Below are 12640 nucleotides of genomic sequence, written 5' to 3'. Positions count from 1 at the left end.
GATTTCGGGCTCAGCCGCCGGGCGCAGATGTCTGCTGCGGGTCGGGCTTCTGCCCGACTTCGGCAAGATACTGCGCATAGCTGACGCATTTTACGTCGGCTTTCACGCAGACTTCGCCGGCAAAGCGCTCCAGCGCGCGCCAGTAGGCGCCGCCATTCATCAGGGTAAAGTGAAAACCCATTTCCAGCGGAATGCGGCCGCCTTTGTATTCGCCGTCGAACGCAGTCTTGAAGGCATCGTAGGCGCGGTTTTCGAAGGCGGCGTCCTTGTCCTCGCGCTCGAAGCCGCCGGAATGGCGCACGAACATATTGTAGTCCATAGCGATGACGCGGCGCTTGTTCGGCCCCTCCGGAATTTGCGGCAGGGCGAAGCGGGCAATGCCGTTCACCGTGGCCGGCTCGGCCGGGCCGCGGGAGACACCGCTGGCGTCGTATGAGAAATTGGCCTCGCCAAGGGCTGCGTAAAGGTTCTTGCTGGTCGAAAGATAGGGCGCGCGGAAGCCCTTGATTCCGGTTTCGGCAAACTGCCGCCAGCCTTCCGGCTCGCCCGCGATGCCGTTGATAGTGTAGGCGTCGCGCAGAATCGTCGAGAAGGCGGAAAATTCCTTCAGCCAGTCCGCCTTGGTCCAGTCCTTGCCGTCGAAATGGCCGCAGGCGTGGCTGGCAATGTCATGGCCTTCCGAGCGTGCCAGCCAGATCTGGCCGAGCCGGGCGCGCACTTCGTCCTTGGATTGCGCGAAGCCGACATTGGAGCGCCCCGCCGATTTGCCGGGAGCAAGGTATTGGCTGCGGTCCTCGCGAGTCAGCAAGAAAACGCAGGACAGGAAATAGGTGAAGCGCGCGCCGGTGCGGGCCGCAAGGTTGCGGCTGCGCTGCCACTGCGCCAGTTCGTGCGCGCCGTCGAAGGAGATGATGACATATTGCGGCTTCACCGAAGCTTGTGCATCCACAGGCTTTGCCGAGGCGGGCATTGCGAGGGAAAGGGAGACGCTGGCAAGCAAACAAACGCGGAAGGCTACAGACATGATACAATTCTAAAATGATGGGATCAGCTTAGAGGGCTATGCCGTGAATATGGCACGGATGCGAGCAAAGCGGTAGCCGAAGTCCCGACGCGACGGGTTTCGGCCTTCGTTACAAGCCGGTTTCTTTGATTTTTGGCTTCGCGCCCCTTCCATGCCGGCGAAATATCGCTAAAACGCTGGCTCACAACAGCCCCAAGCGGGCAAACATGGTTAGATTGAATGTCGGACGACAGTTTCTTCCGCGAGGTTAATGAGGAGATCCGCCAGCAGCGGGCAAGGGATCTGTGGGAGCGTTTTGGCCCCGCAATGATCGTGCTTGCGGTTCTGGTCGTTCTCGGCACCGCGCTTTTCGTGGCTTATGAGTATTGGACCGGAAATCAGGCAAACCGTTCCGGCGACGAATTCTCGCAGGCATTGACGCTCGCCAATTCCGGCAAGCCTGACGAGGCGCTGGCCGCGCTGAAGACGCTCGAGACGGAAGGTTATGGCGCCTATCCGGTGCTGGCGCGCATGCGCTCGGCCACCGTGCTTGCCGACAAGGGCGATTTCGACGGCGCCGTGAAGGCGTTCGACGCCGTTGCTGCCGACACTGCCATTCCTGCCCCCATCCGCGACATGGCCCGTCTGCGCGCCGGCCTGGTGCTGGTCGACCACGGCTCTTATGAAGACGTCTCCAAGCGCGTTGAAGACCTGACTGCCGACACCAACACGCTGCGTCACGCGGCGCGCGAGGCGCTCGGCCTTTCCGCCTGGAAAGAAGGCAAGGCCGGCGACGCACTGAAGCTTTTCGAGCAGATTTCATCCGACGACGGCGCGCCGCGCAACGCACGCGAACGTGCCACCCTCATGTCCGAACTGATCCGCGGTTCGGGCGCTGCGTCGTGATGCCGAGAGATGACATTCAAAGTCGCAATCATCGGCCGGCCTAACGTCGGCAAGTCTACGCTTTTCAACCGCCTCGTCGGCAAGAAGCTGGCACTGGTCGATGATACGCCGGGCGTAACGCGCGACCGCCGCGTGCATGCGGCAAAACTCTATGATCTTCATTTCGACGTGATCGATACGGCTGGCTTCGAGACGGCCGCTCCCGCCACGCTTCAGGGCCGTATGCGGGCGCAGACCGAGATCGCCATCAGCGAAGCCGATCTCATCTTCTTCGTCGTCGATTCGAAATCCGGCCTGATGCCGGACGACAAGGCATTCGCCGATATCGTCCGCCGCGCGGGCAAGCCGGTGGTGCTGGTCGCCAACAAATCAGAAGCGCGCGGCGCGCAAGGCGGAATGTTGGAGGCCTGGGAAGTCGGGCTCGGCGAGCCTATCCCGATTTCGGCCGAGCATGGGCAGGGCCTGCCGGATCTTCGCGATGCGGTGGTCGACGCCCTCGGCCATGCCCGCGTGTTCGGCGAGGACGAAGAGGACGAAGACGAAATTGCCGTCACCGAAGTGCTGGTCGGCGAGGACATTGCCGACCCGGACGCCGAGCACGAATATGACGACACCAAGCCGATGCGCATTGCCGTCGTCGGCCGGCCGAATGCCGGCAAGTCGACGCTGATCAATGCGCTCATCGACGAAGAGCGGCTGCTGACCGGCCCGGAAGCCGGCATCACCCGCGATTCGATTTCGGTCGACTGGGAATGGCGCGGCCGTCTGATCCGGTTGTTCGACACGGCCGGCATGCGCCGCAAGGCCAAGGTGCAGGAAAAGCTCGAGAAGCTTTCCGTCGCCGACGGGCTTCGCGCCATCCGCTTTGCCGAGGTCGTCGTCGTCGTGTTCGATGCGACCATTCCTTTCGAGAAGCAGGATCTCCAGATCGCCGACCTGATCATCCGCGAGGGCAGGGCACTGGTGATCGCCTTCAACAAATGGGACATGATCGAGAACCCGCAGGAAACGCTTGCCGAGCTGCGCGAAAAAACCACGCGGCTTCTGCCGCAGGTGCGCGGGCTTCAGGCGGTGCCGATCTCGGCTGAAACCGGCCGCGGCCTCGACAAGCTGATGGACGCGGTTCTCAAGACCCACAAGGTCTGGAACAGCCGCATTTCGACCGGCCGGCTCAATCGCTGGCTGGAGGGCATCCTCGCCCATCATCCGCCGCCCGCCGTTGCCGGCCGCCGACTCAAGATCAAATACATCACGCAGGCGAAAACCCGGCCACCGGGGTTCGTATTGTCCTGCACGCGACCGGACTCGATGCCGCAGTCTTATGTGCGCTATCTCGTCAACAGCCTGCGCGAATCCTTCGACATGCCGGGCGTGCCCATCCGCATGGCGCTCAGGGCTTCCGAAAATCCCTTTGCCGGGCGCGCGAAAAAGCGCGGCTGAAGATCGCCTGCCCGGATCGCAGGGTCAGGCAACGTTCTTTAGTTTGTTGCGGGCAAACGAACTCAATGTGTTTTCCGGCAAGGCATCCATGACGCCCTGGATCAGGATTTCAGCGAGCTTTCCCGTTACCGGGTCAGGGTCGGCATCCTTGTGATGCAGGTTAAGCGCCATGTGCGGCAATGCGGGCAGCCCTGACACCCCCGGCATCAATGCCACCACGCTTGCGGGCAGGCCGATGTCTGTTCGGATCGTCAGCCCAAGGCCGGCAGCGACGGCGGCCCATATGCCGCTCAGGCTGGGGCTCGAAAAGGCCATTCGCCACGGTCTTCCGGCTCGATCGAGCGTCTCCGTCGCCTTGGTCCGCAACAGGCACGGCGCCTCGAGTGCCGCGAGCGGCAATTCTCTTTCGCTGAGCAGACTTTCTTGCATCGGCCGCGCCGGACCGATCCAGCGCATTGGAACGTCCGCGACATGCTCGCTATGTGGCATCCTGTCTCCGTTGTGCCAGGCCAAGGCAAGATCGAGACTGCCGGTGGTCACCCGCTCGGCGAGTTCGTGGCTGCGGGCGATTCTTGCTTCGATTTTCACCTTTGGGTGCGCGCGGGCAAAGCGTCCGAGCACATCCGGTAGAACGGCTTCGCCGAAATCTTCCTGCAGCCCGAGCCGAACCCATCCTTCAAGCTCGACACCGCTGATTGCGGACGCAGCCTCGTCGTTCAGCTCCAGCAGGCGCCGCGCGTAGCCAAGCATGGTTTCGCCGGCGTCCGTCAGCGCCAGTCCGCGCCCTGACTTGCGGAAGATGGGCGTGCCCGCCTGCTCCTCCAGCTTCTTGAGCTGAGCGCTTACGGCCGACGTCGAGCGCCCCAGCCGATCCGAGGCCTTGGCAAAGCTTCCAAGCTCCATGCCCGTCACGAAGCTGCGCAGCACGTCGAGATCAAATGTAATTTGTCTCACGGTATTAGTCCTGATTTTTGGTACCGATAGTCAAAAACTTCCTGATTTTAAGGATGAAGCTATGGCGATAAAAGCTGACCGTCAAGTCGTGAACCAAAGGAATCTTAGCCATGGTATCGGTCTCCAGCGTCACGCCGCATCGTGTCGAGACAGGGCAGTTGCGCTCAAATCATCGCTGGAAGGTGCTGGGTATCGGCGTGGTCGCCAATGCCTGCTTCTCCGCCACCTTTTCCGGCATTCCGACAACGGCGGTGTTCATGCGCGTCGGCTATCATCTCGACAACAGCAAGCTTGGTTTCGTGCTTGGTCTCATGGGTCTTGGCGTGGCCGTGAGCGAACTGCCGTGGGGTCTGCTGACCGACCGCTGGGGTGACCGCGGCGTCCTGCTGACGGGTCTCGCCGCTATGTCGGCCTGGCTCTTTCTGATGGCATTTGCAGTCGTTCCGTCGGCGGATTTCGTACCGGGTATTGTCCCGCTGGCTGTCGGACTTCTTGTGACGGGTTTGCTTGGCGGCAGCGTCAACGGATCGAGCGGGCGCGCCATCATGGCCTGGTTTCAGGAAGGGGAGCGCGGCTTTGCCATGAGCGTCAGGCAGACGGCGATACCGCTCGGAGGCGGGCTCGGCGCGCTCCTCCTTCCGTCACTCGCCTCGGCTTACGGTTTTGCGGCGGTCTATGGGTTGCTCGCCGCGTTTTCCGCAATGACCGTGCTCTTCGCATGGCTATGGCTGCACCAACCTCAGGCAGCTGAGAACAGGCCCCCCGCCGACTGCGAAAAGCCCGCCTCTGCGAAGCCGGCCGTCCTGCATGACGTCACCATATGGCGAATTTCGATTGCGATCGGCATCCTCTGCTTTCCGCAGGTAGCCATACTCACCTTTGCCGTCATTTTTCTGCATGATTTCGGTGGTGCCGGCACTGCTGTCTCCAGTGCCACGATTGCCGCGGTCCAGGTTGGCGCTATGGTCATGCGGGTATGGAGCGGACATTGGACCGACCGCAAAGGCAATCGGCGCGCTTACCTGCGGTTCTGCAGCATGCTGAGCACAGTTGCCTTTGTTGGGCTTGCCCTGCTCGTGGCGGCATCAGCCGAAATACCTGATATCAAGGATGCCGCCTTGCCGGCGACGATCGCAGTTCTTGTTCTCGCCGGGATCAGCATTTCATCGTGGCATGGCGTCGCCTATACCGAACTTGCAACGCTGGCAGGTGCCAGCCGCGCCGGCACGGCCTTGGGACTCGCCAACAGTTTTGTGTTCATTGCCTTCTTTCTGGTGCCTATCGCCATTCCATGGCTTTTGGCCTTCTTGTCGTGGGCCGGTGTATGGCTGTGCGCGGCAGTGTGCGCTCTGGTCGCATGGCCGATTTTCCTGCCGCCCGCCGCTGGCCGCAATGAGGCCTGATTCAGCAACGATAGGGCAAAGCGGAGCGGGGCCGTTAACCCTCCATCAAGGTTAATGCATCATTTTCTCTCCAGAGGGTTTCTGTTGCGTTCTGGAGAGTTTCTGTGCATCGACGTCTACCGACGCTGCAGATGGTTGTTGCCAATCTGAAAAAGCGTTCGTTCCTGCCTCCCCTTGTTGTCGGATTGGGTATCTGGGTCGGATTTCCGACCACGGTGGCTTATCAGGACATGCGCAGCCTGGTGTCTGGCGTCGAAACGTCGGACACACGCTGGAACGCCTTCGTCCAGACTTCAGTGGCGGGTTCCGTGCATGCGGCCGAAATGCCCTTCGCGGACGCAAACATGCCCACAGGTTCGATCTCCGGTTCGGGCGTCAACGCTCCCGGCATCGGCTCCGTGGCCTTCAAAGGCAAGGGTGCTGCCGCCAACGACGTGCCGGACGAAGAACGCATCAATCGCAGCGAGAAGAAAGGGCGCATCGTCAATGTCACGCCGGTCGCCCCGCCCAAGGCGTTCAATGCCGGCTCGGTGCTGGATCGCACCAGTTCCCTTATTCTCCCTGAATTCGATGCCGGCCTGAAGCAGGCCTTCGTGAAGTCGACGATCAAGGGCAAGGAAATCCAGATCGCGACTGCCTTCTACGTCAAGGAAGACAAGAAGCCGGCGCCGGGCGTTCCCGCGATGCTCGCCGATCTCGTCAACAACGACACGCCGGACATTCTGGCCACGGCCTATGCCCCAGCCGAGCCCGACTACGCCAAATCCTCGCCTTTCGAGAGCCTGCTCAAGGATGAGACGCCGAATGACGGTCGCTTCATTCCGCCGGTATCCGAGGGCGACCACAATTGGATGAGCAAGCCCCTGCCGGCGAGCGTATTCTCCAAGCCCGAGCAGAAGTGCCTGGCCACGGCTATCTATTTCGAGGCACGCGGCGAAAGCCTGAAAGGGCAGGCGGCTGTCGCCCAGGTCATCCTGAACCGTGTCCGCAACCCTGCCTATCCCAGCACCATCTGCGGTGTCGTCTACCAGAACGACAACTGGCTCAACCGCTGCCAGTTCTCCTTTGCCTGCGACGGCAGGAAGAAGGTCGTGACCAGCCGCGAGCACTACAAGATCGCCGAAGATATCGCCATGGCGGTCACGGCCGGCAAGATCTTCATTCCCGAGGTTGCCTCCTCCACGCACTATTACGCCGAATATGTTAGCCCGCGCTGGGCACGGACGATGGAGAAGATGAAGAAAATCGGTCTGCATATTTTCTACCGCACCTATGGCGGTGGCTGGAGCTGATTGTCGCAAGCCAGCCTCCTGTCGGCGGTGGGAGCCGCATAGCCCGCGGGGAGGATTCCCTGCGGATTCGCGCGCAGCGACGCGTGATATATGCCGGGCAGGTTGTCGCACTTTTTTAAATGATTGATTTTACTTCATAAAATACATGGTTTGACCACCCACTCCGTGGCTTGACGGGGATGGCCTCGCTAACTATGTTGCCGGCGACTTTGAAGCGGATGGACGGTGCTGTTCTATCCAGGCAGGAGGTTGCGGTGGCCAACAAGAAAAGGCCAGACGAAACCGGAAAAACCGGGCCTGGAGATCAAGACAAACCTGAATTCCGCGACGACGACCTGGAGCGCCGCCGGCGTCAGCTTGAAGCATCTCTTGCGACAAGAAGGCCGGATGGAAGCGCCAGTCGAGAGGGTGCTAAGTCGAGCGGTGTTGCCGGCTATGGTCAGGCCTTGAAGCTGTCCAGCGAGTTTATCGCGGGGATAGCGGTTGGTGTCGGGCTCGGCTGGGTGATCGACCGAATGGCGGGGACTTCGCCATGGGGTTTGATCATTTTCCTGCTCCTGGGATTTGGCGCCGGGGTTCTCAATGTCCTGCGTTCCGCAGGCGTCGTTGCAGATGCGGGTCCAAGGGTGCCGAAGAAAGGCCCCGAGGGTCCAGATAATACGTAATCGCGCCTGCGGGCGCTTCTTGCCGAGGGGGTCCAGGTGGCCAACGATCCGATCCATCAGTTTCACATCACGAAATGGATTCCGATCGAAATCGGCGGTCTCGATTTCTCCTTCACCAATTCGTCCGCCTTCATGGTTGCGACCGTCGCAGCCGCCGGCCTTTTCCTGTTCCTGACGACCTCGAGCCGCGGCCTGATCCCCGGCCGGCTTCAGTCGATCTCGGAAATGTCCTACGAATTCGTGGCATCCATGCTGCGCGATGCGGCGGGAACGCACGGGATGAAGTTCTTCCCAATGGTGTTTTCGCTGTTCATGTTCGTGCTCGTCGCGAACCTGCTCGGGCTTTTCCCGTATTTCTTCACCATCACCAGCCACATCATCGTCACCTTCATGCTGGCGCTGCTGGTGATCGGAACCGTCGTCGTCTACGGCATCATGAAGCACGGTTTCGGCTTCTTCAAACTCTTCGTTCCGCAGGGCGTGCCGGGCATTCTCGTGCCGTTGGTTGTGCTCATCGAAGTTATCTCGTTCCTGTCGCGGCCGATCAGCCTTTCGGTTCGTCTGTTTGCCAACATGCTGGCCGGACACATCACGCTTAAGGTTTTCGCCGGTTTCGTCGCCTCGCTGAGCACGCTTGGTGCGGTTGGCGTTGCCGGTTCGATCCTGCCGCTCGCCATGACGGTTGCGATCACCGCCCTCGAATTTCTCGTGGCCTTCCTGCAGGCCTATGTCTTTGCGGTGCTGACCTGCATGTACCTCAACGACGCTCTGCACCCGAGCCACTAGGAAAACTGTCGCCGGCGGGGTTCCTTCCGCCTAACGAAAGCATTGACTGAATTTCGATCCACAAGGAGTTGGACATGGAAGTAGACGCAGCAAAGGCAATCGGCGCGGGCATCGCCTGCCTCGGCATGGGTGGCGCAGGCATCGGCCTCGGCACGATTTTCGGCAACTACCTGGCGGGCGCCCTGCGCAATCCGTCGGCTGCCGACGGTCAGTTCGGCCGCCTGATTTTCGGCTTCGCCGTGACCGAAGCTCTGGGCATCTTCTCGCTCCTCGTCGCTCTTCTGCTCCTCTTCACATAAGAGTTGCGAAAGCGATGATACTGCCGGCCGCGCAGTGCGGCCGGTTTGTCTGGACAGGGGAAGCAGATGTTTGTGACACCGGGATACGCGCAGGAAGCTGCCCCCGCTGAAGGTGAAACCCACACCGAAACTGGTGCGGGCCATGAAGCTGGCGGCAAGCCGTCGTTTCCGCCATTCGATTCTTCGACCTTTGCGTCGCAGATTCTGTGGCTGGCCATCACGTTCGGCCTGTTCTACCTGTTCCTGAAAAAGGTTGTCCTGCCACGCATCGGCGGCATCCTGGAAGTCCGTCGCGATCGTATCGCGCAGGATCTGGATCAGGCTGCGTTGATGAAGAGCGAGGCGGATGCGGCAGTTGCTGCCTACGAGCAGGAACTTGCCGAAGCCAAGGCCAAGGCGAATACCATCGGCCAGCAGGCGCGCGACAGTGCCAAGGCTGACGCCGACGTCGAACGCAAGAAGGTTGAAGCCGCACTCGAGCAGAAGCTCGGCGAGGCAGAAGCTCACATTGCCTCGATCAAGTCTTCAGCGATGAAGGAAGTCGGCACGATCGCCGAGGACACGGCTGCTGCCATCGTCCAGGAACTGATCGGCGGCAAGGCCGACAAGGCTGCCGTCGCTGCCGCCGTGAAAGCGGTTCGGGAGTAGGAGAGGGCCATGGACGCAACATTCTGGGCAACAGTAGCCCTCGTTATCTTCCTCGCCGTCGTCTTCTACCTGAAGGTGCCGGGCGTCATCGGCAAGTCGCTGGATGAGCGCGCCAAGCGCATCAGTGACGAACTCGAAGAAGCCCGCCGGCTGCGCGAGGAATCCCAGCAGCTTCTCGCCGAATTCCAGCGCAAGCGGAAGGAAGCCGAGAAGGAAGCAGCTGAGATCGTCGAAGCCGCCAAGCGCGAGGCCGAACTTCTGGTCGCCGAGGCGCAGAAGAAGACCGAGGACTACGTTACCCGCCGCACCGCTCTTGCCGAGCAGAAGATCGGCCAGGCCGAGCGCGACGCCGTCAACGAGGTGCGTTCGAGCGCCGTCGATCTGGCGGTCGAGGCAGCGCGGGCATTGCTCGCCGGCAAGGTCGATACCAAGGCCGACGGCGACATCTTCAAGGCGTCGCTGCAGGAAGTGAAGTCGAAGCTCAACTGAGTTTTGGCTTCCGGCTTCGGCCGGAAAATTCAAAGATCAAGAAAGCCGCTGGAAATTCCGGCGGCTTTTTTCTTGTGCGGTGTAAGGGCCAATTAGAGCGCGAATTCGTCGTCGTTGGCAGCACCCGCCTGCAACTCGTCAGCGAGCCGGAACGGCGCGAAGGAGACGCGGTGCCAGCGCGCGACCGCGCCATGGACGTCGATTGCCGCGCGGTGACGCGCGGTCGCATAGCCCATATGGATTTCGAAGCCGTAGCGCGTGTCGGTCTGGCCGCAGCCGGTCATCATGCGGTCGCGCATGACTTTGGCGACGATGGACGCGGCAGCGATCGACTGCGAGCGCTGATCGCCCTTCACCAGCGCTTCGCAATCGCAGGGCAGGCCGGGCGGCACGTCGCGGCCGTCGGCAAGCGCCAGTTTTGGCGCCAGCGGCAGGCCGCACAAGGAACGCCGCATGGCTGCCAGGCTGGCCTTGCGGATATCGCTGCGATCGATGCCTTCCGCACAGACCGAGGCCATCGAGACGCCGAGTGCGGTTGCAAGGATTTCTGAAAAAAGCTCCTCGCGCTGGATGCCGGTGAGCCGCTTGGAATCGTCGAGCCCTGCGGGAATGCGCTTCGGATCGAGCACGACGGCCGCCGCGACCACCGGCCCGGCGAGCGGGCCACGGCCGGCCTCGTCCATTCCTGCGACCGGCCACTGGCCGCGCGCGATCGCGCGCGTCTCGACCGAAAAATCGGGTCGTTCGAGGATTTCGAAGAGGGGCGGAGAATCGGAGCGTGCGCGAGCCATGGTGCGGCGATGGTCGCATCGGCCCCGATTCTCCGCAAGTCCTTCCGAGCCGAGGGGCGGGGGCAGGGAAGGCACCGTCGGCAGTCGGGGAAAAGCCGGACGGGATTTTCGGTTTATCGATATTCGGGTGATGCCGGTCTGCAAGTGATGGCTTTCTGCGCTTCCGGTGCTCACGTACCCAAATGTACGCTCCGCTCCGGTTCTCAAAAACCATCACTTTCGACTCGGCCTGACCCGAATCTCAACAAACCAAAGGCTAAAGCAGCATCAGCTGTTCATTCTTCTTCTCGACGCCGACGAACAGGTCGGTGCGCAGCTGCTTCCTTTCGACATTGAGACCGAGCTTGCGCGCGGTGATTTCGAAACGGCGGCCGATCTGCCAGGCATAGGGGCCGGTACCCTTCATGCGCTTGCCCCATTCGGCATCGTAATCCTTGCCGTCGCGCATCGAGCGTATCAGCGACATGACGTGCCGGTAGCGGTCGGGATAGTGGCGCAGCAGCCAGTCCTTGAAGATCGGGCTGACTTCCAGTGGCAGGCGCAGGATGACATAGCCCGCCTCGCGCGCGCCGGCGGCGCGGGCCGAGTCGAGGATTCGCTCGATCTCCTGGTCGTTGAGGCCCGGAATGATGGGGGCTGCCATCACGCCGACCGGAATGCCGGCATCGCTCAACTGGCGAATGGCTTCGAGGCGCTTGGTCGGTGTGGACGCGCGCGGCTCCATGGTGCGGGCAAGCATCCGGTCCAGCGTTGTCACCGACAATGCCACCTTGGCCAGTCCGCGCTCGGCTATCCGCGACAGGATGTCGATGTCGCGCGTGACCAGCGCCGACTTGGTGACGATGCCGACCGGGTGGCTGCGCGCCTCCAGAACTTCCAGGATTTCGCGCATGATGCGCCACTGCTTTTCGATCGGCTGGTAGGGGTCGGTGTTGGTGCCGATGGCGATGGTGCGTGCCTGATAGCCTTCCTTGGAAAGCTCCTTGTCCAGCAGCTTTGCGGCATCCGGCTTGGCGAACAGCTTGGATTCGAAATCGAGCCCCGGCGACATGCCCATATAGCTGTGGGTCGGCCGGGCGAAGCAATAGACGCAGCCATGTTCGCAGCCGCGATAGGGATTGATCGAACGGTCGAAGGAAATGTCGGGCGAGGTGTTGCGGGTGATGATGGTGCGCGGCTTTTCGGTCTGCACCTCCGTCTTGAACGGAGGCAGTTCCTCAAAACTGTTCCAGCCATCGTCGAAGACATGACGCGTCACCGGCTCGAACCGGCCGGTCGGATTGATGCCGGCAGCCCGGCCACGACGGCGCTCGTCGTGAATTCGGATGCCGCTTTCCTCGATCATCGCATTGGCCATCGCGGAACCTCCGTTCCTGAAAGCCGCAACATCTGCGCGTGCAATCGGTTCCATTCCGCCGTTCTCCAACCGGGTTTTACGGGGGCGCGAATCGCGCCTTTCATGAAACTATTCCTATTTTGAAAATGAGAACAAAGCAAGAACTTTATGAACGGAACACTTTCCTTCTCCCCTTGTGGGAGAAGGAAAGGCGCACTTCATCATCGCCGCGCCCTGTCCCCGGTGCATTCCGGTGCGTCCTTCGAGCCTCGCTTCGCTCGCACCTCAGGATGAGGGAGGTTGGCGCAATTCTCCCTCATATTGAAACGCACCTACCCTTCATGAAAAGGATTTCTGCCGGCACGCCCTCCCTCATCCTGAGGTGCGAGCGTAGCGAGCCTCGAAGGACGCACCTGTTCATCGCCACGCCCTGCATCGCAGTCTGGCCATTGTCAAAGAGCCGGGAAAGACGGGCGGCCGAAATCTCGCTCATCTTTTGTATTTTCTGCGATCTCTCGACCGCCCGTCTCGGCGTCTGTCCCGAAGTTGGCCGGTCACAACGCCCGCTCCATGTACATTCCATGGACAAGACGCCGCGGGTTCTCCGCATCCTGCGCGATCTACCCTT

The 12640-nt window shown here is 61.3% G+C and carries 13 protein-coding genes; 9 read left to right on the top strand and 4 right to left on the bottom strand.

Annotation, left to right across the window (positions count from 1 at the left end; all coding sequences use genetic code 11):
* Window positions 1-10: 10 nt before the first annotated feature.
* The gene (locus tag BM413_RS30755; protein WP_091918651.1) at window positions 11-1024 is read right to left on the bottom strand and encodes a polysaccharide deacetylase family protein; all 1014 of its coding nucleotides are present in this window, start codon (window positions 1022-1024) and stop codon (window positions 11-13) included.
* Window positions 1025-1243: 219 nt separating this feature from the next.
* Here BM413_RS30755 and BM413_RS30750 point away from each other — a divergent pair, with 219 nt between their 5' ends.
* Window positions 1244-1909 carry a tetratricopeptide repeat protein gene (locus BM413_RS30750; RefSeq protein ID WP_091918650.1) on the top strand — a complete coding sequence of 222 codons (666 nt, stop codon included), beginning with the start codon at window positions 1244-1246 and terminating at the stop codon, window positions 1907-1909.
* 9 nt (window positions 1910-1918) lie between these two features.
* Window positions 1919-3349, top strand: coding sequence for a ribosome biogenesis GTPase Der (gene der / locus BM413_RS30745; RefSeq protein ID WP_091918649.1), 1431 nt, complete (start codon window positions 1919-1921; stop codon window positions 3347-3349).
* A gap of 24 nt (window positions 3350-3373) precedes the next feature.
* On the opposite strand, the gene BM413_RS30740 is transcribed toward der, so the two are convergent.
* On the bottom strand, window positions 3374-4303 hold the full coding sequence (locus tag BM413_RS30740) for a LysR substrate-binding domain-containing protein (RefSeq protein ID WP_091918648.1): 930 nt from the start codon (window positions 4301-4303) through the stop codon (window positions 3374-3376).
* 110 nt (window positions 4304-4413) lie between these two features.
* On the opposite strand from BM413_RS30740, the gene BM413_RS30735 reads away from it, so the two are divergent.
* The 7 genes from BM413_RS30735 to BM413_RS30705 all read left to right on the top strand — a co-directional run bounded on the left by BM413_RS30735 (window position 4414) and on the right by BM413_RS30705 (window position 9885).
* The gene (locus tag BM413_RS30735; RefSeq protein ID WP_091918647.1) at window positions 4414-5706 is read left to right on the top strand and encodes an MFS transporter; all 1293 of its coding nucleotides are present in this window, start codon (window positions 4414-4416) and stop codon (window positions 5704-5706) included.
* Window positions 5707-5837: 131 nt separating this feature from the next.
* Entirely contained in the window at window positions 5838-6998 is a 1161-nt protein-coding gene (locus BM413_RS30730) for a cell wall hydrolase (RefSeq protein ID WP_091918646.1), read from the top strand.
* Window positions 6999-7252: 254 nt separating this feature from the next.
* The gene (locus BM413_RS30725; RefSeq protein ID WP_091918675.1) at window positions 7253-7663 is read left to right on the top strand and encodes an AtpZ/AtpI family protein; all 411 of its coding nucleotides are present in this window, start codon (window positions 7253-7255) and stop codon (window positions 7661-7663) included.
* 36 nt (window positions 7664-7699) lie between these two features.
* Window positions 7700-8449, top strand: a complete 750-nt coding sequence (locus tag BM413_RS30720; protein WP_091918645.1) for a F0F1 ATP synthase subunit A — start codon at window positions 7700-7702, stop codon at window positions 8447-8449.
* 74 nt (window positions 8450-8523) lie between these two features.
* Complete coding sequence (locus BM413_RS30715; RefSeq protein WP_091918644.1) at window positions 8524-8748, top strand: F0F1 ATP synthase subunit C; 225 nt, start codon at window positions 8524-8526, stop codon at window positions 8746-8748.
* Window positions 8749-8814: 66 nt separating this feature from the next.
* Window positions 8815-9396 carry a F0F1 ATP synthase subunit B gene (locus BM413_RS30710; RefSeq protein WP_091918643.1) on the top strand — a complete coding sequence of 194 codons (582 nt, stop codon included), beginning with the start codon at window positions 8815-8817 and terminating at the stop codon, window positions 9394-9396.
* A 9-nt stretch (window positions 9397-9405) separates the two neighbouring features.
* The gene (locus tag BM413_RS30705) at window positions 9406-9885 is read left to right on the top strand and encodes a F0F1 ATP synthase subunit B (protein WP_091918642.1); all 480 of its coding nucleotides are present in this window, start codon (window positions 9406-9408) and stop codon (window positions 9883-9885) included.
* 92 nt (window positions 9886-9977) lie between these two features.
* On the opposite strand, the gene BM413_RS30700 is transcribed toward BM413_RS30705, so the two are convergent.
* Complete coding sequence (locus BM413_RS30700; RefSeq protein WP_091918641.1) at window positions 9978-10676, bottom strand: ribonuclease HII; 699 nt, start codon at window positions 10674-10676, stop codon at window positions 9978-9980.
* 256 nt (window positions 10677-10932) lie between these two features.
* Window positions 10933-12087 (bottom strand): PA0069 family radical SAM protein, encoded by a 1155-nt coding sequence (locus tag BM413_RS30695; RefSeq protein ID WP_091918640.1) that lies wholly within the window; start codon window positions 12085-12087, stop codon window positions 10933-10935.
* Between the last annotated feature and the right edge of the window lie 553 nt (window positions 12088-12640).

Source organism: Mesorhizobium sp. YR577 (assembly GCF_900116595.1).
In the GTDB taxonomy this organism is placed as follows: Bacteria; Pseudomonadota; Alphaproteobacteria; order Rhizobiales; family Rhizobiaceae; genus Mesorhizobium_M.
This window is presented reverse-complemented; position numbering and strand designations above follow the sequence as displayed.